A 19,082-nucleotide genomic window follows, 5' to 3' on the forward strand; every position below is an offset into this window, starting at 1 on the left:
CGGGGCGGGTCAGGTCCCGAACGGGCCGAGCAGGCTGTGGCTGGTGGCGCCCAGGGCCTGTTTGGAGTTGTGATCACGCGGCGGGGAAAAGGGTTGAAGGGATGATCACGGGGCTGCTAGCTTCCAATCGACCGTGACACCGCCAAGGAGGTGAGACCCATGAACGCTGTATCGACGTGGGTGCTCTCCCTTCCCGTCACGGCCGGCGATTGACTTGGGTGTCGCCGGGAGCGCCTCGACAACAAGGCACTCCCGAAAGGCAACACCATGCACTCTCTGCAGTTCACCGCCGAGTCCTCGTCGAACGGCATCCTCGAACGTGACTTCACCGTGGGCGACGTCCCCGGCGTCCTCTGGTCGCCGGCTTCCGGCGCTGATGGCGCACCCCTGGTCCTGATGGCCCACGGCGGCGGCAACCACAAGAAGCACCCGGCGATGGCCGGCCGGGCCCGCCTCCTCGTGACCGGCTGCGGCTTCCACGTCGCCGTCATCGACGCGCCCGGTCACGGCGACCGGCCGCGCACGGCGCACGACGAGGCCGAAATCGCCGACCTGTTCCGGGCGAGGGCGGCGGGCGATCCGGAAGGCCCGATCGTCGTCCGCTACAACGACCACCTGGCGGAGCTCGCCGTGCCCGAGTACAAGGCGACGCTGGACGCCCTCCAGGAACTTCCGGAGATCGGCACCGACGGGCTGGTCGGCTTCTGGGGCATCAACATGGGCACCGCGATCGGCGTACCGTTCGTGGCGGTCGAACCGAGGATCACGGCCGCGGTCTTCGGTCAGCACTGGCCCGATGTCCTGGCCGAGAAGGCAAAGCAGATCACCATCCCGATCGAGTTCGACCTGCAGTGGGACGACGAGCACATCTCGCGCGAGGAGGGTCTCGCGCTGTTCGACGCCTTTGCCTCGAAGGAGAAGTCGCTGCACGTGAACTCGGGTAAGCACAAGGAGCTGCCCAGGTTCGAGGCCGACAGCGCGGTCCGGTTCTTCGCCCGGCACTTCGGCCGAGCGGTCACCGCGACGGCCTGACGTGCGCGGTCGTGGCGTCCGGCTGGCCCACCGGACGCCACAACCGAGGCCCCGGTTTGCGGCGCATCCAGATGATGGATCCGCGTAGCTGGAGCCCCGCCAGGTAGCTCGCGGGCGTCTTGTCGTAGCGCGTGGCCAGGCCCCGCCAAGCCCGGATCTTGTTGATGCAGCGTTCCACCGTGTTGCGCTCCTTGTGCTGCTCAGCGTCATGGGCCAGAGGTCGGCCGCCGGCCCTGCCACGCTTCTTGCGGTTCGCGGCCTGATCAACCTTCTCCGGGATCACCGCCTTGATCCCGAATCTGCGCAGGTAGGCGCGGCTCGCCCGCGAGGAGTACGCCTTATCGGCAACTACCGCATCGGGTCGGGTGCGCGGACGGCCCACCGGTACGCGCACCTTGACCTTCTCCAACACCGCGACGAATCGGGGACTGTCGGGCGGCCTGCCCGGGCGTGAGCACGAACGCCGGCGGGCGGCAGCGCCGGTCTGCTGCGAGGTGGACCTTGCTGGTCAGCCCACCGCGCGAGCGACCCAGCGCCACCGCCTTGAGCCGGACCCGGCGGCGTCGAGGCGGCAGTCGGCTCTCGGCCCGCTCGGACCCACAGGCCGGCGAGCCGACGGCCGCCGCGGCGATGTGCCCGGTTTCCGTGGCCCCCTTTCCCGGACCTGATTGCCCACCGGCACCGAGCCAGCCCCACACCATGAGCGGCCCCCCTGCACGCAAGGGGGGGCCACAGCCGTCTCGCAGCAAAACACCGGCGCGCGGAAGCGTGCCCAGAGAGTCTCGATGACGGACGGACCGTGTCTCGTATCGAAGAAGCAGGACGGGGGAGACCGTCGCACCGGTCGGCCATCCCTGAGGGCGTCAAGATCTGCCAGCGCCTGATGCCCCCCGGCCAGCGCCTGTCGCACGGCAACGTCAGCGTCGGCTGCGGTGCGGGCGGCGGCCAATAGGCGCTTCGCCGTTTCGTATGCGTCGAGCGCCGAGGCGTAGGCGACCAGCAGAGCCTCGTCGTGCTCTGGCTTCGGCACAAAGTCGTATGCGCCCAGTGCCTCGCCGAAGCGGGTTATCTCCGCGTCCAGTTCAGCCTCGCTCCGAGCAGGCCTGGTTGTCATACCCGCAGGGTAATGCTGTGACCAGGAAAGTCCGGCGTTGCAGTGGTCAGGTAGCCGTTGGTCTGCGGCGAGGTCGGTCTTGATGACGATGCCGGCGACGCCGAACGGCAGCTCTGCACGTATGGCGGCGATCTGCTTGACCCGAGCCAGGTCCTACTCAAGGGTGTGGGCGACGACGTCCGGGACGGCGGTCAGGGCGCTGGTGTGCGTGCCGAATTCGGCGTCCAGTTACAGCAGGTCGCTGTGGGCGGTGGCGTTCAGCCGTTCGGCGAGGGCCGGGTCGGTGTCGGGCACGGGCGGCAGGCCTGGCCGTGGAACGTCATCGGGGCCGTGTAGGCGCGCTCCATGACTCGAAGCGTGCTGGCGGCCGCGTTGCGGCGATTGGCGAACAGCCCTCCGCCGTGAGCCGTGCGCACCTCGTTGGCAATGCTCGAACTGGGCAGTGGTCATGAGGACTTCACCGCACACCTCGACGGTGACCGGTTCGGCCAGTGTCTCGGGCAGCCAGCGGTACATCGCCCTCGACCGCGCCGCCGGTGACCTTCCCGGTGGGGGAGTCTCGCAGCACCTGCGGACCCTGCGCCACCTTGTGAAGGTTCTCGGAGAGGACTGGGCGTTCACCCTCAGTGCCTCTACCTGATGGCCTCCAGCAGCATGCGTGCTGACCTGCAGGAATTGATGTTCCGCCAGTCTTCGAGGGGCGTTGTGGACGGCGATCCCTAACCGTCTTGTTGTCCTTACGTCTTGACGTTTCTTGTTGTTTCCGCGTTTGCTTCCGTCACTGGGTTGCCATGATGCTCCCTCATTCGGAAGGCACCTGACGTGAGCGCTCGTACCACCTACAGGACCCCTGTGCGTCATTTCGCGATAGCCCTGACCGCCTCCGCGTCGGCTCTCACGCTCACCGCGTGCGGCGCCTTCGACGACATCGGCGGGAGCGGCAGCTCCGCATCCCCGAAGAAGGGCGACGACATCACGGTGGGGCTGCTCCTGCCCGACAAGGACACGGCGCGCTTCGAGAAGTTCGACTACCCCATCATCAAGAAAGGGGTCGCCTCCCTCACACACGGCAAGGGCAAGGTCGTCTACGCAAACGCCGAGGCGAGCCCGGCCACGCAGAGCCGGCAGTTCCAGCAGATGGTGGACGAGAAGGTCGACATCGTTGTGGTGGACGCGCTGGACGCCAAGGCCATCGCGCCTGATGTCCAGAAGGCGAAGGACGCCGGCATACCGGTCATCGCCTACGATCGGCTCGCGCAGGGCCCGATCGACGCGTACGTCTCGCACGACAACGAACTGGTCGGCGAGGTCCAGGGCCGCGCCATCATCGAGGCGCTCGGCAGCAAGGCGGCAACCAGCAAGATAGTCATGATGAACGGCGACCCCGCGGACCCGAACACGGCGAAGTTCAAGGAGGGCGCCCTGAGCGAACTCCAGGACAAGGTTCAGATCGCCAAGGAGTACGACACCGACAAATGGTCGCCGGCGGTCGCCAAGGCGAACATGAAGAAGGCGATCCAGGCCATCGGCCTCAACAACATCGCTGCCGTCTACTCTGCCAACGACGGCATGGCGGGCGCCGTCATCGACGCGCTGAAGGAGGCGGGCGCCACCAAGATTCCGCCGGTGACCGGGCAGGACGCGAACCTGGACGCGGTGCAACGGGTCGTCTCGGGCGAGCAGTACATGACGGTGTACAAGTCGTTCCTGGACGAGGCCACCCATGCGGCGGAGATGGCGGTGGACAAGGTCCAGGGCCGCGACATCCGGTTCGACGCGCTGACCCGCGACACGGTCGACAGCCCGACGAAGAAGAAGATCCCCGCGATGCTCGTGCCGGTGGTCGCCCTCACGAGGGACAGCATCAAGGACACAGTGATCGCGGACGGCGTCTACTCCGTCAAGGACATCTGCACCCCGAAGTACGAGGCGGACTGCGCTGCAATCGGCCTGAAGTAGCACCCATCCTCCGCCGGGCGCCACCACCGCATGCCCCCTCCGCGCAGTCAGGGCCCCTGACGTCCGCTTCGCCCGACCCGGGCGGTAGGGCGGCACCTGGGTGAGGGAGCATCTGCCAGAGGCGTTCGTCCGGGCCGCGGCGGGGCAGCGGGGTCCGCGTCAAAACCCTCATCAGCCCCGCCGACGGTCACAACTTCCAGACCTGGTGCGGGATGGACCCCCGACACGCTGGGCCGGCTGAGCGCACAACTGTCCCCGCCCGCCGCGGGCCTGTAGGGGTCAGCGGGAAGACGCGCCTGAGAGTCGGACCGGGCGCACGGGGTAGACCGGGAGCGCTTCGACGCTGTTGCCGATGAAGCTGCGCTGGCGGGGCAGTTCGGCCTCGGGGACGGCGAGGTCGAGGTCCGGGAAGCGGGTGAAAAGCCGTTCCAGGGCGATCGTGGCCTCGAGGCGGGCGAGCGGGGCGCCCACGCAGTAGTGCACGCCCTGGCCGAAGGAGAGGTGCCGCGCCGCGCCGGGCCGGGTGACGTCGAAGCGGTCGGCGTCCGGGCCGTGGAAGGCCTCGTCGCGCCCGGCAGCGGTGTAGCCGGCGAGGACCGGGGTGCCCTGCGGGATTACGGTGCCGCCGAGGGCCAGGTCGCGGGTGGGGTAGCGGAAGGGGAACCAGCTGACCGGGCCGTCCCAGCGCAGCGTCTCGTCCACCACGTCCGACCAGGTGGCCTTGCCGTCCAGAACCAGCGCCAGCTGGTCGCGGTGGGTGCACAGTGCCCGTACGGCATTGCTGATCAGGTTGAGGGTGGTCTCGTGGCCGGCGACCAGCATCAGGCGCATCGTGCCTATGAGTTCGGCCTCGCTGAGCCGGTCGCCGCCGTCCTCGCGGGCGGCTATCAGGGCGCTGGTCAGGTCGTCGCCGGGGGCGGTCCGGCGGGCGGCCGCGATCGTGCCGAGCAGCTCGACGAGCTCGCGTACGGCGGCCATCACTTCCGCGGGGGTGGTGTCGGTGGCGATGATCACCGTGTAGGTGAGGTCGTGCAGCCGACCGCGGTGCTCGGGGTCCACGCCGAGCAGCTCGCAGATGACGCTCATCGGGAGCGGGAGCGCGAAGTGGGTGCGCAGGTCAGCGATGCCGTCCGGGTCCTCGGCGGCGGCTCGGCCGAGGTCGTCGAGGAGGCTGGTTGTCAGATCCTCGATGCGCGGCCGCAGTCGCTCCACCTGGCGGGCGGTGAAGGCGTTGCCGACGAGGGAACGCAGTCGGCGGTGGTCGGCGCCGTCGGCGGTGTGCATGCCCTGGGCGTTGGCGAAGACCCGTAGCGGCCAGTCCGCGGGGATCGTGCCGTCGTTCAGAGCCGGGCAGTGGCGGGCGTCCTTCGCCACGTCGGGGTGGGAGAGGAACTCCTTGAGCGCGTCGTGTCCCAGGACGACCGCTGCGGGCACCCCGCCGGGCAGGACGATGTCCGCAACGGGCCCCCGGGCCCGCAGGTCGGCGTTCAGGGCGTGCGGGCAGCCGCCGGCGGGGTCGACGACGTGGGCGGGCGCGGGGGCGGGGGTGTGGGAGGACAAGCTGGGACTCCTGACCGTATGGACGAATACAGGCCAACAGTGCGGTGTCGAAGGCCGGTTGTACAAGTCCGTCCCTCCGACGCCTCGGCCGAGGGCTCGGTCCATCCAAGCTTCTCTTTCGGATCTTGTCGTATCAGCGCGCGGATCCCCCAGTACCCCGAGGGGCGGGGGAGGGATGGCCGGCGTCGCGCGCCCGGCAAATCCGAAGGAGAGGGACTGGGGCCATGTCCGGCGGAGCAGGCGAGGCCGTAATCCGATGGCCACCTCGCCAGCATCGTTTCTAGGGTCAGTGGAATGACGCACAACCTTGTGGATCCGGCGACGATCACGACGGAGATGGCCATGCAGATTCGCACGTGGCGAGTCGATGAGGACTTCAGCTGGCGCGCTGTGGCCCAGGCCGCGTCCGAACTCTGGGGCTCCGAATACGGCAGCAACCAGCTCTACGGCGAAAGTCTCTGCGCGGCCGCCGCGCAGGCGCTGGGCGAAAACCCCTACCAGGAACCCTGGAACTGACACCCGTCAGATCCTTTCCTTCGGATCAGCGGGCGGACCGGACGAAGATGCCGGCGGCGTGAGTCCGCCTCGCAGGACGGTGGTGGTCTTCTCGTAGCGGGTGGCCAGGCCGCGCCGGGGCCGTCGTCGTCCTTGAGGCGTCGCCTGCCGGACTTCAGCGGGTCGGGCGGACGGCGGCATCCGTCGTCGGCTTGGGACCGTTGAGACCGAGCCGTTGTCCGAGGCCGACGCCGTCCGGTACAGGGCCGTTCCCTCTGCGAGGCGGTTCTTCTCCCATGCTGCCAAGGCGGCATCCAGGGAGGGGAGTTGCTGGAGGGCCGTGAAGAGGTGGATGGCGTCGGCGGCTGCCTTCTCCGCACTGGCCGCCGTGTGAGGCCGCACGACGAACGCGGCGTCCCCGGTCAGCAGCATCCGGTCCTTGCGCATCCGCGTGACCCGCCCGTCGAGGATCGCCTGCGCGAACGGTTCACGCGTGTGTTCCATGAGCAGGCGCAGGTGCTCCGGAGGCAACGTCCGTGCGCGGGTGAGGAGTTCGGCGTGTACCTGCGGCGCGATGAGACCCGGGGGCAGGGACAGAAGCGGGTCGGAAGATCGCGCCATGGCAGGCCGGTGCGCTGCCGGAACAGAATCAAAGCCGCTGAGGTACTGGGGGCACGCCCTACGCGTAGGGCCGCTGAGGGTATCCAGCACCGTACTGCGGTGGGGCGGGCGGTTGCTGGCCGTAGGGCCCGGCGGGCCTGTGCTCCCGGCCGTAGCGCGGGACCGTATGGCCCCGGCGGCTGGGGCGGCTGCTAACCGTATGGTTACTGCGGCTGCTGAGGCGGAGGAGGCATGGACACGCCAGCACGCTCCTGCACGTTCGGTCATGATCAGATGCCGTGCAGGAGGGCGGTGAGCGAGTTCGGGCAGTGGGCTCGCCGTGGACCGTCCGAGGAGGCGTTACGCCGTGGCCGCCCATGCGTCGGGCTGCCTCATGGGGCGACGACTACGGTGACCACCGCCGGCTGTGGTTAGGCCTCGTACTCCGTGAGATCGATCCCGTACACCCGCAGGTCGTGACCCGTCTCCGGGTCTTGTGTCGTGCCCGTCGCACGCATGCCGAGTTTGTCCAGCACGTTCGCGGACGCGGTGTCGCTGGTGCGACACACGGCGACGACCCGGTCCAGACCGCGGTCCTGGAGGGCGAACTCGAGCGTGGCCTGGGCCGCCTCAGATGCGTAGCCCTGCCCCCAGTACTGGCGTCCGAGCCGCCAGCCGATCGCCACCTGGTCCGCGACGGCGGGCGGGGAGTCGGCGAGGTACAGGCCGACTGCTCCGGCCAGCTCCCCGGATCCGAGGAGTTCGACGGCGAAGATCCCGAAGCCCTCCTCGTCCCACTCCTCCTCCCAGGCCTCGATGTCCTGGGAGGTCTCCTCGAAGGAGCGCGGCGTACCGTCGCCGACCCACCGCATCACGTGCGGGTCGGCGTGGATCTCGGACATGGGGACGAGGTCGTCATCCAGCCAGCGGCGCAGGAGAAGACGGGGAGTGTGGATCTCGGTCATGGTCCCATCTTGCCTGCTACTTCCCCATGGCTGTCACCACGAGTTCCGGCAGCACGGGGCCGTCCTGGAAGGCCGAAGAGGTCCATCGCTCAAGTCGGGTCAGGAAGGCGTACCGGTCAGGACTTCCACCTGAGACCGTGCCCGTCACCCGGGCCGACTGAATTGCCGACCACCCGGCCATGGTCGGCGCGATGGTCTCAGTGCCGGATGGCGCTGCTGCGTTCTGAGGCCAGACGATCAGAATGGAGCTCTGCGACGCCGGTGTAAGCAAGACGTCCGACTTCCACACGTGCGCCGACCCGACACGCACCGTCACCCCGTCGGCCCCCTCCGCGGAACCGTGTCCGGTCCGGCGCCCCGAGATACGGTCTGGCCGGGAGAGGACGTCCAAGAAGGACCGTGCCTCCCCTGTAATTCCTGATGCTAGTGCGGTGCGTTGTCTTGTCGGTCGGTTCTGCGGCAGAGCCTCCAACGCCGAAGACCCGACCCGGGCGCTTCACCAGATGGCCCGGCGGGGTGGGGAGATGGTGCTGATCGACGGCACCCTGAGCTCCACCCAGTGCTGCACCGGGAAGGCGAACCGGCCCAACTGCTCTGGCAAGCACCACCGCCACGGCCTGCACGTCCTCGCCCAGACTCACGAGAAGGGCAACCTGATCTGGATCTCCGTGGCTCGGCCGAGCCGGACCCACGGATGCCACCGCCGCCCGCCACGACAAGATCGTCGAACACCTGAAGCGGGGCCGCCTCGGCGCGCTCGTCGACCTCGGCGTGGCCGAACCCAAGAACACCGACGACAACGTCATCGTCACCGGTTACATGGCCACCCGCGCCCGTAAGCCCGCTCAACGGCACCTGAACTTCTCCACGCTCAACACACGACGCCAGGACCCATGCCGCCGTAGTAGTAGGTTGGCGAGGTGAACCACGACTCGGCGTAGTAGTTCGTACCGTCGCAGGGCTGAGTCACCGACGGGCCCTGAACGAACCCGGACGGTCCAGCAACCGTGCTGCACTTCTTCGAGCCGGCCACCTCTTGCAGATTTTGGTTGAGCAGGTGAACGCACAGGGTGATGGAGGTGTTGTTGCTGCCGTAGGTGCTGGCTGTGCCCCAAGTGGGGTTGCTCTGGCCCGTGTACCAGTTGATGCAGGTGTGCACGTACAGGCCGTCGGCATACACGTCCGAGCCGCGGCACGCGTAGTCGGTAGTGGCTGCGTGGGCTCCGGCAGCTGTCCCGATAAGGCCTGCGGCGGCCAGAGTCAGGGTGGCTGCGGCGGTCGCGGTCATTCGCCTGAGGCTGCGCAAGGTGTCCCCTCCCGATCAATGGTGGCGACTGGCGTCGGAACGCTGAGGCAACGTCCTGGACGCAGAACAGTGCGGAATCCGCCGTGCCGCTGGTTGGAAGATCGCGCTACTCGGCGGGCTTGGCCCAGGTGTCGGGGTCCGGGTGCGACGAGTCCGCTCACAGGGTGCTGGAACCCCCGGCGCACAGTGCGTGGTAGGTCAGGGTGCTGGCCGCCTTCTCCTGGGCCAGGAGGTGCTCCGGGGTGTCGCCGCCTGCCTCGGACATGGAGACTGCGGCGCTTCGCCTGCCGTCGCCGGTGACGCCGTTGAGGGTGATGTACCCGCCGTCCCCGCCCTCGTGACTCCAGTAGGTGCCTCCACAGCTCATGGGAGCCATCACCATCGCCGTCACCATCGGGCCGTGCCCGAACCGTCCGCGATCGGCCGAGCCGCTCAACCCCCTCCACGACGCCCTGGCCGGCACCCGAACGGGCCGGCACCGCGATGCGCTGGCTCTCCGGAGGCATCGTCTCCACCGGCCTGTTCGATCTCGGCTCCGGCCGTCGGCCCTTGACGCACGAGGCCCTGGACGAACTCCTGGAAGGCAAAGTCGTCCAGCACATCCGCCGCGTGCTCGTGGCCACCGGCACCCTGCCGCAGCGGGATGAGCAGATGGTCTGCCTCGAACGACACGTGAATGACCTTGTCACCTCCCACGCGACCGCCGAGGGACGGAAAATCCTGCACCGGTACGCGACCTGGCACCTCCTGCGACGACTTCGCCGACGCAGCCGCGGCAAGGACATCACGCACACCCAGCTCACGGTCGTCCGCCAGCATCTGCGGGCCGCAGTCCACCTCCTCGGCTGGCTTGAGAGCCAGGGTCTGACTATCGTCACCTGCCACCAGACTGACCTCGAACGCTGGATGACCAGCGATGACGTCCGCCACCGCCGGCAGGCAGGCCACTTCGTGCGCTGGGCTCTCGCCCAGAAGATCACCCGCGATCTCAGCTTCCCGGCAGTCAGATGGAACGGCCCCTCGCAGCCGATGGACGAAGAGGCCCGCTGGACCACCGCCCGCCTCCTGCTGCACGACGACAGCCTCAGGCCCGAAGACCGTCTCGCCGGACTGCTGTTGCACCTCTATGCCCAGTGGCCTGCGGCGATCTCCCGGCCCACCGTCGACCACATCGAGGAGACAGAGGAGCGGTCCGCATCCGCCTCGGCCACGTTCCGGTCGACCTGCCTGGACCCGTCGCTGAACCGGCCCTTCAGCAGGTCACGGTTCGCCGCAGCCATGCCGTTCTCGCACAGACGGATTCACCCTGGGTCCTCCCCAGCGGCCAGCCCGGACGCCCCATCAGTGTCTGGGCCATGGACAAACGGCTCTGCAAGCTCGGCATCCCCTCGCAGAGACCCGCTCCACCGCCCTGTTCCAGCTCGCCACCGGCCTGCCCGCCGCCGTCCTCGCCCGCACCCTCGGCATCGACATCACCGTCGCTGTCAGACGGCAGCGAGCCGCCGCCGGCGACTGGGCTGCCTACGCAGCCGATGTCAGCCAGCGGCCGGTCAGGACAGATCAACACCCAGCATCGAATACATGAACATGTCCCGGCGCTCCTCGCCCACCTGCTGCCAGCTGCGGAGCAGGCCCTCACGCTGGAAGCCGACGCGCTCAGCCGTTCGCACCGAGGCGGTATTCCACGGCTCGACATACAGCTGAAGACGGGGAATCTGCAGGTCACCGAAGGCCCAACGGACAACTGCCGAGAGGGCCTGCGCCGCAACCCCTTGGCCACGAGCCGCCCCGGCCAGCCAGTACCCCAGCGATGCCCGCCCCTCGCCCTGGTCCTTCAACCAGAGTCCGACCGTTCCGAGCGGGCGCCCGTCCTCGATCCGCACGATGACAAATGGATACCCACTGCCAGTAGACGCTCGCTCCCACTGCCGCCGCACGAAGGCTTCGCCCGCCTCCTGCGAGTACGTCGCGGGAACGGTCGTGATCAACGGGATGTAGTCATCGCTCGACGCCTCCCGAACGAGAGGCAGATCGCCGAGCTCCCAAGGACGGAGCAGGAACCTGTCGTCCGCGGCCAAGCGCGGAACCTCCAACGGCTGAACCATGATCGCATCCTGCCGCGATCACTGCCGGTTCGCACCCCAATTCACAGCCGCGAGCAGGGGTGTTCGGGCACTTCCAATACCCGACTCCACCATGCGCTGCCGGCCCGTCACATCGGCTCGATGCTCGTCGAGCACATGGATCTGCCCGGGCGGCGAATCGACCCCGAGGGCTTGAATCGTCCCTTGGACGACTACACCGCCGAGGCGATCATCCGATGCCTCGCATACCGCCACCACCGATGGCCGAAGAGCACCAACCCACATCTGCTCATCACCAGGAAAACCGCCACCACCACAACAGAGACCGAATCGGAAGCAGAGCAGGAACCGAACACCCGCTGATCTTGAGTTCTACTACGCAGGGAGCCGTCGTCGGCCCTCCGGGGTGAAGGTGAAGGTCTGGCGGAAAGGCCCCGCTCCGAAGCGCACTGCAAGCAGGAGGGGCTCTTCGTGCTCAGGTGGCCATGATTGCTCGGCTCCCGGAGCACTGCCATTCCAGAGATGGAAGGACACCATCGGTTCCTCCGAGTTCTCAGTCAGGTAGCCCAGGGTCTTGCCGTAGTAGGGGTTGTTGCTGCCGAACAGCATGGAGGGCGTGCCGAACTCATCGAGGATGTCCGTCCACACGCGGTCCTCGCCCGCCCACTGGCGGACCGCACCCTGCAGGACTGCGTATTCGTCACGGTCCAGCACGCGGTCCGGCTTGAGCCAGCCGCGGCGGTGCGCGAACTCGGCATACACCGAGGCAATGCCGTACTCGTAGTAGCGCTCCGGGATCAGATCGCGGAACACGCCCGCGACGCCGGTGCTGGACCAGGCGCCGCGCTCTTCCCAGATCCGCTGCTGCTCGGCCAATGCCTCGGGTTGGCACTCCACGAACAGTAGGTGATCCATCAACATGCGCAAGGCCAGCTCCGACTCCGTCCCGAACATTCCGGGACGGCGCAGCGCGAGATTCAACTGATCGGCGAGATATGCACGTATCTCGTCGGGGGACGCGAGCGATCTGGGAGTAAGCACCCCACAGTCTCTCGCAAATGCCGCCGGATCGCGAACATGGGCCGAGCCCAGCCATTCGCCTGCTGAGTCAGATCCGGGTCATCCGTTACCGGCTCTCCGCTGGGCAACCGCCCTCTTTTGCGTAGCAGAGTGGCCTTCGAGGCCTGAGTTCGCCCTGCGAAGCTTTCAGATTTTCTGAATCCACGGAAGATCGGCCTAGATGCGCTCTACCGCCAGCCTGGCATCCGAGGCGCCCATGAGAAGGGCGGCGTCGAGGGCCAGATCGGCTGGTTCCGCCGCAACCACTTCGTTCCCGTTCCCGAGGTGGACACGCCCGCCGAGCTCAACGAGATGATCGACCAGTGGGATGAGCAGGACGACGCCCGCCGCATTCGATCCCGCCCCTGCACCATCGGCAAGTACTTCGCGACCGAGCAGCCGCTGCTGGCGCCGCTGCGGGAGGAGGCGTTCGCGACGGGGCGGCTCTCCACTCCGCGGGGCGACGGCTACAGCCAGATCTGTGTCCGGATCAATCGCTGTTCGGTCCCGGTGCGGCTGATCGGCCGCACCGTCGCGTCATGCTCCACGCCTCTGAGCTCGTGGTCTACGACGGCCGCGAGGAAGTCGCCCGGCACGAAAGGCTCATTGCTCGCAATGGGACCCGCTCGAACTCGACCACTACCTGGAAGCCCTGATCCGCAAGCCCGGGGCCTTGCCCGATGTCACGGCCCTTGACCAGGCCCGGGCCGTCGGCCGGTTCACCCTGACCCGCGACGCCTGGCGGGAAGCCGCGGTCAAGGCACACGGCGAACACGAGGGAACCTGCGCCCTGATCGAGGCCCTCCTCCTCAGCCGTCATCTGCCCCATGGACAGCTTGTCGCGGGGCTCGCGGCGGCCATGAAGAGCGGTGCCCTGACCGCGGACGCCGTCGCCCTGGACGCACGCAAGGCGGTAGACGCCGACACCGAGCCCGAGCAGGCTCCGCCGTCGACAGTGTCCGGCAACCAGACCGGCATGGCCCACCTGCCAGTTGCCGTCCGGGCCGAGCTGCCGCCGGTCAACGGCTCTACCGTCTGTCGCCCACTACGACCAGCTCCCGCGACTCCGTCCGCCCGATCGTCCCACCCCGTCATAGAAAGTTCACCGTTTCCCTGCCCCGCCAGCGAGGACTCACCGAGCACGCCGATACCACCGGCGTTGACCAGCCTGCCGCATGCTCCGTCTGCCCACCATCCGGTCTCAGCTCGCCGAGGTGGCCGAGACCCCTGAACGCAAGCAGATGTCCTACCTCGGCTTCCTCGCCGAGCTCCTCCTGGCCGAGTGTGACGACCGGGCCCGGCGCCGCTCAGAGCGGCGCATCAAGACCGCCGGCTTCCCCCGCGACAAGTCGCTTCGCAAGGTCGATTTCGACGCCAACCCCAACATCGACCCGGCAATGATCCACACCCTCGCCAAATGCGAATGTATCAAGAAGGGCCTGCCCCTATGCCTCATGGGCGACTCCGGCACCGGCAAGCCACACCTGCTGATCGCGCTCGGCACAGAGGCCGCGATGGCGGGCTTCCGCGTCAAGTACGTCCTGGCCACGATGCTGGTCAAATGAGCTCGTAGAGGCTGCCGACGAGAAGGAGCTGACCAAGACCATCGCCCGCTACGGCCGCGTTGATCTTTTGTGCGCCGATGAACTCGGCTACATGGAACTCGACCGACGCGGCGCCGAACTCCTCTTTCCAAGCCCTGACCGAACGCGAGGAGAAGAACAGCGTCGCCATCGTCTCGAACGAGTCCTTCTCCAGATCGCGTATGTTCCGGCGAACCGGTGCCAGGCGGCTCCGAAACATCACGGGTTCCGGTTTCAGCGCCTATCTGCGGTGCGGGGAAGGAGGGTGCTCTGGCATGATGCGCCGCGTGAAGCGATTCAGAAAGGACGATGCCGCGTAGGCGGCCGTCACAGCTCCGGTCCGCGGCCCGTCGGCCTCGATGGCAGCAGCACGGGGCTTCAGAACCTGGGCTTGCACGTGGTTCCGGCAAGCTCGCGAGCGCGGTTGCCCGGCTGGAGCATGATCGGCTCTGGCCCGGCGCAGTAGCACAAGCCCTACGGCAGTGGTCGCGGGTGGCCCGCCGGCCGGGTCTTGCGCTCTCAGGCGGTTGTGGCTGCCCACTGTGCAATCCCTTCTACACGACCGACGAGCGCGCGGTGCTTGAACTCGCCCTTCACGCCTTGCCGCGCCGAGCATCACGTGAACTGCGAGGGTTGGTCGAACCGCTGGACGATCTCTACATCACACGCACTTGGCCTGACCCGTTTGCCTCAGCAGATGACGGATGGTGGGCCCGACGGCGTTGGGGCTGATGCGCCACCGGGTGCACACGGTCTGGAACTGCCACGGATCCAGGGTCACCGGTTTCCTGCTGGACGGCCCCATCCGCGATGACCTGCATTCTCGCCGCGGCCACCGGCGCACCTTCCTCGCAACTGAACGGTCAAGGCAGCACCTGTAAAACCGGGGTGCTACCGCGAGAATCAACGAGGAGCCCAGGACCGGGATACGCCCAGTGGCAGCGGCAACTCGCAACGGCACTGGCGTGGTGTCCGCAGCGGAGTGGTGGCGTCTTGCCGACCTTGCCTGCGAAGACCACCGACCACCAGCCGAAACACCGATCTCATTTTGAAATGATCAGTTACTGTCTCGTTGACCGCTTGGGAGTAGGCGGCATCGTCGCCGTCGTAGAAGCTGTGGGCGCCGCCGGGCAAGGCATGAGTGACGTATCCGGAGACGTACTGGCGGAGAGGGCAGGATTCGAACCTGCGTGGGCCTTGTGAGGCCCGACCTTGAGGCGTGCTCGCTGGTCCCCGATCAACCACTCCGGGCACCTCTCCTTGCTCCCGGCTTCGGGTGACCCGCGCCGTTCACGTGAACAACCTTCGCAGGGCCCGCTGACGCCGCCCTGACGTGTCTCTGCCCGGCGCCGCCAGGACGTCTGCAGCGTAGACGCCTCGGGGGGCGAGGATGCCGACTTGCGCGGGTTCAGGGACACCGGTCGGTCCCTGCCGGAGACGGGGGGGCGAGGCGCGATGCGCGTTCTCCGCACTGTTGTGGGGATGGACTGACAAGACGGCTCCCCACCCCAGCGTTCCACTCCACGACCGGTGCCCTGAGGGTCAGCGGGCGCACGGGTCCGCGCACTGCTTCTACGCTTTCAACGCTGATGCTTCCTGAACGCCCGATACTCCTGCCACAGGATCTTCAGAGTCGTTGAAGCGGCTGGGCTCGCCCCGCTCTCAAGGACAGAGCCGCCGGCGGTCTTGGCCGCCTGAAGGCGCAGGCTTTGGACGGCCATCAGGGCGCGCAGGAACGGGCGATACTGCGGCTCCACGAGTGCGGGCAGCTCCCGTGCCTGCGAGAACACTCGATCAGCAAGAGCCGCTTGGGCGTTCACCACCCTCTCCAACGCAGGCACGCACGCCTCGGGCCGTTCACGAAGGTCCTCAACGTCCAGACCATGACGCAGTAGCTCGTCCCGGGGAATGCCGATGTGCCCCTGCTCCAGGTCCTCGGGCAAGTCGGCCAGGAAGTCGGTGCGCTGCATCGCCTCGATGAGCTGGCGGCATCCCCTCTCGAACGCCTCGTGCTGTGCAGCCCCTGGGAGGGGGCCTATGAGGCAGGCCGTGAGCATCAGGGCCGGCATCGAGTAGCAGTCCACGTAAGTCTGCAACTCGGCCTCGCTGTCGAAACCTCGCCAGGCGGCCTCGACGGGAGTTCCGTCGAGGAAGTCGCGCACCCGCTCTGCCATCTGCGGATGGCGGCGCACTGTGTCTTGCAGGGCCCGGAGTGTGTCCTGCTCGGTTTTCGTGCCGTCCAGGACCGCCCTCACCTGACCGTTCCAGGAGCGAAGAGCCTCGTGGCGAGCACTGACGTCTCCGAGGTCGATTCGGCGGTCCGTTTCGTGCATGAAGGCAACTGCGGCCAGGACGTACGGGCGAAGTTCGGCCGGGAGCAGCAGGCGAGCCGCGAGGTATTCCTCACGGCGGTAGCTCCGTACGAGCTTGCGCTGGACGTCGTAGGCGCGCCGCATTCCCTGATCGCTGATGCCGGCCTGGGTCAGGGCGGCGGACCAACGGGACAATGATCGATCTCCTCGCGTGGTGGCTGGTTCCTGGCTCATGCGGCGCAGTTAGTGGTCAGGCGCACGGGCTGTGCGCATCAGGCTCGCGATGAGCGCGTCGCCCTGCTGACCAGGGCTGTTTCCTGGAGGTCCAGGAAGTCATGGGTCTCGGGCCGGTAGTGAGTTCAGGCCGGTCGTCGCCTTCTTGGGGTGCGGGGGAGACGATCTGCCTTGAGGGGATCTACTCGAACCAGTACCTCACGCCGTGGTGGTGCGAGCAGAGACCCTGCGAGTGCCGTGAATGCCGCGAGTGTCGCAAGTACGGCAGGGAGGTGTCCTTGCGCTTCGCCGTCTCGTCCTTGTCCTTCGGCCTTTGACGGTGCGTCCAGTCGCACACCCCGGTGGTGTGGTGGATGCAGTGGTGGGCCGTGCTGGTGGACGGCGGTGTCGCCGCCGAAGCGGTCGGTGCGCCGAAGACGCCGGCCAGGGCGACAGCGAGAGCCGGGGCAGCAAGACGTAGGCGCAAAGGAGAACCCCCTGATGTGGAGCAAATGCAACGGGAGTTTATAGCCGGTTGAGCCAACAGCGATCCCCGATCGATTGGTCCTGAGGGCGAGGCCGGTGTGTGAGATCGGGTGTACGCCGCGATGGCCAAGCGGCCGCGGATTCGTCGGCATGGGCCCGGAGTTGGGGTGTCAGGTCGGGTCGGTCGCCACGGGCCGCGGATTGGAGGAGTTCGGCACAGACCACCAGGAGTGCCGCCTGGCCGGAGGCGCTGTCGAGAAACGAGTCGTCTGCCGCGTGCAGTCCGTCCCGGATGTCGCGTCGGACGCGGGGAGGCAGACGGACTACTTCAGTGATCCGCTCTGATCGCGGACAGCTGTCGAAGCAGCCGACGAGGCACTGGCGTCAGCGGCGGATGTCCTTTCCGATGACGAACACTGATGAGGATCTCTGAAAACGGCCATCCGTACGTGCGTGTACGGCTAGACCTGCTCTGTGGATCTCCCCAACCGTCGTGTGATCTTGATCAGTCTGTTCGTGTCATGCTGTACCGCGCGCCGGGTTGCGTCGGCGTCTCGTGGAGAGCCTGCGCGGGAATTCACCACCCGCTGTGACGCTGCGCCAGGCAGGCTGCTGCGGGACGTATCCACGCCAGTCGAACCGGTGTGGCGCTCTCGTACGAGGGCCGTACGCGCAGTATCCGTCAGGTCCGAAGCGGCCGATCCGGGTCGGCAGCAGTACGCCGTCGGACCGCTCGGCTTTCGTTCGCCTGGTGACGTCGAGCTGTTGGCTGAAGCGGGAGTCCGTCGAGCGGGGCGCCCACGAACTCGACGTGGTCGCGCCCCGGCTGCAGGCCGCTTCCGGGTCAGCCTGGGCCGCATCGCCGGGCCCGCACTTCCGGAGACTGGTTTCCACGGGCGCCGGCGGGCGGTCCTGGTCGCCGGTCAGGGCGCGGTGCACATCACCATGGCGTCGAGGGTGTGCTCGATGTAGTCCGTATTCGTGGCCCGAACGGTCCAGCCGGTCGGCGTCGGGCTCGATTCGTTGAAGAGGACCGCGGGGGCGCCGCTTGCGCCGCCGCCGGTAGGCACCTGTCCAGCGGGGCACTCAGCGTGGACGGTCCCCACCGCTCCTGGTGCCACCTTCAGGATGTGGCTGTACGCGTAGCTGGGTTGTGTGTCGGAGCAGCTGACGAGTGCCCGTACGTACGACAGCGGGGCGTCCGGGTCGTAGTTCGTGTATTCGCCCGTACCAGCCATTGTCTGGCCATCGGCGAGGTGGGGACGATCAGCATGTTGAGGTAGGTCATGGGGCCGGCCTGGCCGCCGCCGCCCACCGTGTACTGGGAGCCGCAGCTCGCGGTGCTGTACTCGGAGCCCTCTCCTGGCTGAACGGTCACGTCCGGTCCGGCCTGGTGGGTGACGGTGGTGTCCGTCGTGCAGATCACCCGGGGATGCAGCGTCTGCACCTCGTTGGTGCTGTTGTAGGCCCGCACCTGCCAGCCGTTCCCCACTGGGGCGGAATCTCTGAGGTAGACGGCGCTGGCAGGGTCGTCCTGGACCGTCGCGCCTCCTCCGGTGGTTGCCGTTCCCTGCGGGCAGTACGCCGCTGCCGTCCCTTCCCGGCCGGGGTAGAGGATGGTGGGGTGGCCCGGCTCCTGGGTGACGGTGCGGAGGCGGGTGGCGGTGCGTCGTCTGCCCAGGCGCGCGGGACGGTGACGGGCAGAGCGGCGGCGAGCAACGCTCCGGTCGTCAGCGCGGTGGTCGGGAAGCGTCTCATTCCGAGCTCCTCGTGGTTCAGGGTCGGAACATGACCTGTCCCGCCGGGCGAAACCCTCCGGTGTTGATCGCCCGGATGCGGCCGGTCAATCACCTATATGGAGAAAGAGCAGCCCGCCGGGGCGTCGCGGGTCAGGCGTGGGGACAGCAGTCGGCCAGCTCGAAGCCCACGCGCCCCGCCGTGGCCGGCGGCCCGATGTCATCCGTTGCGAGATCGACCTTGGGCTTCGGTGGCGCCCGGGCTGCGTCGTTGTGGGGCCTGTGGTGGGTTGTGGGGCGCCCGAGCCGTGGCCTGTTTTTGCCGGGGGGATGGGGGCTGGGGCGTGACGCCACCCATAGGAGCCACATCACATCCTATCTGGGGTAGTAGGACGGCTTCGCCGCGAGCAGGCAAGGAACCCACTGAAGTGCCTATTTCGGGCATTTCTCCGTAGTTGGGTAGTACGTCACATTCTTGCGCCTGTTTCTGGCCGCCGCTAACCATGTTCCTCGTTGCCGCACAGCGCGACACGGACCCGGCGCACACCGCCAGGCCTGTCTCGTACCCCCGGCAGCAC

At 67.7% G+C, this 19,082-nt stretch carries 19 protein-coding genes and 3 pseudogenes; 8 read left to right on the forward strand and 14 right to left on the reverse strand.

Going from position 1 to position 19,082, the window contains the following annotated elements; translation table 11 throughout:
• The first annotated feature begins 267 nt into the window (after window positions 1-267).
• Complete coding sequence (locus ACIF83_RS44330; RefSeq protein ID WP_399736146.1) at window positions 268-1,032, forward strand: alpha/beta hydrolase; 765 nt, start codon at window positions 268-270, stop codon at window positions 1,030-1,032.
• Here ACIF83_RS44330 and ACIF83_RS44335 read toward each other — a convergent pair.
• A pseudogene (locus ACIF83_RS44335) lies at window positions 1,016-1,610 on the reverse strand (IS5 family transposase); the annotation flags it as partial. The gene ACIF83_RS44330 and the pseudogene ACIF83_RS44335 overlap by 17 nt on opposite strands.
• Before the next feature lie 593 nt (window positions 1,611-2,203).
• Between ACIF83_RS44335 and ACIF83_RS44340 the strand changes: the two are divergent.
• From ACIF83_RS44340 to ACIF83_RS44350, 3 genes are all read left to right on the forward strand, one after another.
• Window positions 2,204-2,482, forward strand: a complete 279-nt coding sequence (locus ACIF83_RS44340) for a hypothetical protein (protein ID WP_399736148.1) — start codon at window positions 2,204-2,206, stop codon at window positions 2,480-2,482.
• Between the two features lie 112 nt (window positions 2,483-2,594).
• Entirely contained in the window at window positions 2,595-2,786 is a 192-nt protein-coding gene (locus ACIF83_RS44345) for a hypothetical protein (RefSeq protein ID WP_398141569.1), read from the forward strand.
• A 212-nt stretch (window positions 2,787-2,998) separates the two neighbouring features.
• Window positions 2,999-4,105, forward strand: a complete 1,107-nt coding sequence (locus tag ACIF83_RS44350) for a sugar ABC transporter substrate-binding protein (protein ID WP_393484807.1) — start codon at window positions 2,999-3,001, stop codon at window positions 4,103-4,105.
• A gap of 279 nt (window positions 4,106-4,384) precedes the next feature.
• Here the strand turns inward: ACIF83_RS44350 and ACIF83_RS44355 are convergent, their stop codons facing one another.
• The gene (locus ACIF83_RS44355) at window positions 4,385-5,665 is read right to left on the reverse strand and encodes a cytochrome P450 (RefSeq protein ID WP_399736151.1); all 1,281 of its coding nucleotides are present in this window, start codon (window positions 5,663-5,665) and stop codon (window positions 4,385-4,387) included.
• A gap of 294 nt (window positions 5,666-5,959) precedes the next feature.
• On the opposite strand from ACIF83_RS44355, the gene ACIF83_RS44360 reads away from it, so the two are divergent.
• Entirely contained in the window at window positions 5,960-6,181 is a 222-nt protein-coding gene (locus tag ACIF83_RS44360; RefSeq protein ID WP_393484772.1) for a hypothetical protein, read from the forward strand.
• A 6-nt stretch (window positions 6,182-6,187) separates the two neighbouring features.
• On the opposite strand, the gene ACIF83_RS44365 is transcribed toward ACIF83_RS44360, so the two are convergent.
• From ACIF83_RS44365 to ACIF83_RS44395, 7 genes are all read right to left on the reverse strand, one after another.
• Window positions 6,188-6,781 (reverse strand): FAD-dependent monooxygenase, encoded by a 594-nt coding sequence (locus ACIF83_RS44365; RefSeq protein WP_399736154.1) that lies wholly within the window; start codon window positions 6,779-6,781, stop codon window positions 6,188-6,190.
• A 410-nt stretch (window positions 6,782-7,191) separates the two neighbouring features.
• The gene (locus ACIF83_RS44370) at window positions 7,192-7,725 is read right to left on the reverse strand and encodes a GNAT family N-acetyltransferase (protein ID WP_393484770.1); all 534 of its coding nucleotides are present in this window, start codon (window positions 7,723-7,725) and stop codon (window positions 7,192-7,194) included.
• Window positions 7,726-8,596: 871 nt separating this feature from the next.
• Window positions 8,597-9,013: a hypothetical protein gene (locus ACIF83_RS44375; protein ID WP_393484769.1), complete on the reverse strand. Its 417-nt coding sequence runs from the start codon at window positions 9,011-9,013 to the stop codon at window positions 8,597-8,599.
• A 175-nt stretch (window positions 9,014-9,188) separates the two neighbouring features.
• Window positions 9,189-9,398 (reverse strand): hypothetical protein, encoded by a 210-nt coding sequence (locus ACIF83_RS44380; protein WP_393484768.1) that lies wholly within the window; start codon window positions 9,396-9,398, stop codon window positions 9,189-9,191.
• 65 nt (window positions 9,399-9,463) lie between these two features.
• The gene (locus ACIF83_RS44385) at window positions 9,464-10,153 is read right to left on the reverse strand and encodes a hypothetical protein (RefSeq protein WP_399736160.1); all 690 of its coding nucleotides are present in this window, start codon (window positions 10,151-10,153) and stop codon (window positions 9,464-9,466) included.
• Between the two features lie 2 nt (window positions 10,154-10,155).
• The gene (locus ACIF83_RS44390; protein WP_393484767.1) at window positions 10,156-10,311 is read right to left on the reverse strand and encodes a hypothetical protein; all 156 of its coding nucleotides are present in this window, start codon (window positions 10,309-10,311) and stop codon (window positions 10,156-10,158) included.
• Between the two features lie 270 nt (window positions 10,312-10,581).
• A complete protein-coding gene (locus ACIF83_RS44395; protein ID WP_398141560.1) occupies window positions 10,582-11,136 on the reverse strand; it encodes a GNAT family N-acetyltransferase in 555 nt (184 codons plus the stop codon).
• Between the two features lie 120 nt (window positions 11,137-11,256).
• Here ACIF83_RS44395 and ACIF83_RS44400 point away from each other — a divergent pair, with 120 nt between their 5' ends.
• Window positions 11,257-11,478 (forward strand): hypothetical protein, encoded by a 222-nt coding sequence (locus ACIF83_RS44400; RefSeq protein WP_399736163.1) that lies wholly within the window; start codon window positions 11,257-11,259, stop codon window positions 11,476-11,478.
• A gap of 12 nt (window positions 11,479-11,490) precedes the next feature.
• On the opposite strand, the gene ACIF83_RS44405 is transcribed toward ACIF83_RS44400, so the two are convergent.
• Window positions 11,491-12,096 carry a hypothetical protein gene (locus tag ACIF83_RS44405; RefSeq protein ID WP_399736166.1) on the reverse strand — a complete coding sequence of 202 codons (606 nt, stop codon included), beginning with the start codon at window positions 12,094-12,096 and terminating at the stop codon, window positions 11,491-11,493.
• A gap of 363 nt (window positions 12,097-12,459) precedes the next feature.
• Here ACIF83_RS44405 and ACIF83_RS44410 point away from each other — a divergent pair, with 363 nt between their 5' ends.
• Both ACIF83_RS44410 and ACIF83_RS44415 read left to right on the forward strand, forming a co-directional pair.
• Window positions 12,460-12,870, forward strand: a complete 411-nt coding sequence (locus ACIF83_RS44410) for a hypothetical protein (protein WP_399736169.1) — start codon at window positions 12,460-12,462, stop codon at window positions 12,868-12,870.
• Window positions 12,871-13,287: 417 nt separating this feature from the next.
• Window positions 13,288-13,927, forward strand: a pseudogene (locus tag ACIF83_RS44415) (ATP-binding protein); the annotation flags it as partial.
• 992 nt (window positions 13,928-14,919) lie between these two features.
• Here ACIF83_RS44415 and ACIF83_RS44420 read toward each other — a convergent pair.
• The 4 genes and pseudogenes from ACIF83_RS44420 to ACIF83_RS44435 form a co-directional block, all read right to left on the reverse strand.
• A pseudogene (locus ACIF83_RS44420) lies at window positions 14,920-15,017 on the reverse strand.
• A gap of 320 nt (window positions 15,018-15,337) precedes the next feature.
• Complete coding sequence (locus ACIF83_RS44425) at window positions 15,338-16,303, reverse strand: phytoene/squalene synthase family protein (RefSeq protein WP_393484761.1); 966 nt, start codon at window positions 16,301-16,303, stop codon at window positions 15,338-15,340.
• A gap of 181 nt (window positions 16,304-16,484) precedes the next feature.
• Window positions 16,485-16,769 (reverse strand): hypothetical protein, encoded by a 285-nt coding sequence (locus ACIF83_RS44430; RefSeq protein ID WP_399736172.1) that lies wholly within the window; start codon window positions 16,767-16,769, stop codon window positions 16,485-16,487.
• 922 nt (window positions 16,770-17,691) lie between these two features.
• A complete protein-coding gene (locus ACIF83_RS44435) occupies window positions 17,692-18,006 on the reverse strand; it encodes a hypothetical protein (RefSeq protein ID WP_399736174.1) in 315 nt (104 codons plus the stop codon).
• Window positions 18,007-19,082: the final 1,076 nt, after the last annotated feature.

This window comes from Streptomyces sp. NPDC085866 (genome assembly GCF_044541035.1).
In the GTDB taxonomy this organism is placed as follows: domain Bacteria; phylum Actinomycetota; class Actinomycetes; order Streptomycetales; family Streptomycetaceae; genus Streptomyces.

Bases quoted from the DNA above. Each gene is read 5' to 3' on its own strand.
- ACIF83_RS44330 (WP_399736146.1), top strand. From the start codon at position 268: ATGCACTCTCTGCAGTTCACCGCCGAGTCCTCGTCGAACGGCATCCTC.
- ACIF83_RS44435 (WP_399736174.1), bottom strand. From the start codon at position 18,006: ATGGCTGGTACGGGCGAATACACGAACTACGACCCGGACGCCCCGCTG.
- ACIF83_RS44380 (WP_393484768.1), bottom strand. From the start codon at position 9,398: ATGAGCTGTGGAGGCACCTACTGGAGTCACGAGGGCGGGGACGGCGGG.
- ACIF83_RS44390 (WP_393484767.1), bottom strand. From the start codon at position 10,311: ATGGCTGCGGCGAACCGTGACCTGCTGAAGGGCCGGTTCAGCGACGGG.
- ACIF83_RS44395 (WP_398141560.1), bottom strand. From the start codon at position 11,136: ATGGTTCAGCCGTTGGAGGTTCCGCGCTTGGCCGCGGACGACAGGTTC.
- ACIF83_RS44370 (WP_393484770.1), bottom strand. From the start codon at position 7,725: ATGACCGAGATCCACACTCCCCGTCTTCTCCTGCGCCGCTGGCTGGAT.
- ACIF83_RS44365 (WP_399736154.1), bottom strand. From the start codon at position 6,781: ATGGCGCGATCTTCCGACCCGCTTCTGTCCCTGCCCCCGGGTCTCATC.
- ACIF83_RS44425 (WP_393484761.1), bottom strand. From the start codon at position 16,303: ATGAGCCAGGAACCAGCCACCACGCGAGGAGATCGATCATTGTCCCGT.
- ACIF83_RS44375 (WP_393484769.1), bottom strand. From the start codon at position 9,013: ATGACCGCGACCGCCGCAGCCACCCTGACTCTGGCCGCCGCAGGCCTT.
- ACIF83_RS44360 (WP_393484772.1), top strand. From the start codon at position 5,960: ATGACGCACAACCTTGTGGATCCGGCGACGATCACGACGGAGATGGCC.
- ACIF83_RS44345 (WP_398141569.1), top strand. From the start codon at position 2,595: ATGAGGACTTCACCGCACACCTCGACGGTGACCGGTTCGGCCAGTGTC.
- ACIF83_RS44400 (WP_399736163.1), top strand. From the start codon at position 11,257: ATGCTCGTCGAGCACATGGATCTGCCCGGGCGGCGAATCGACCCCGAG.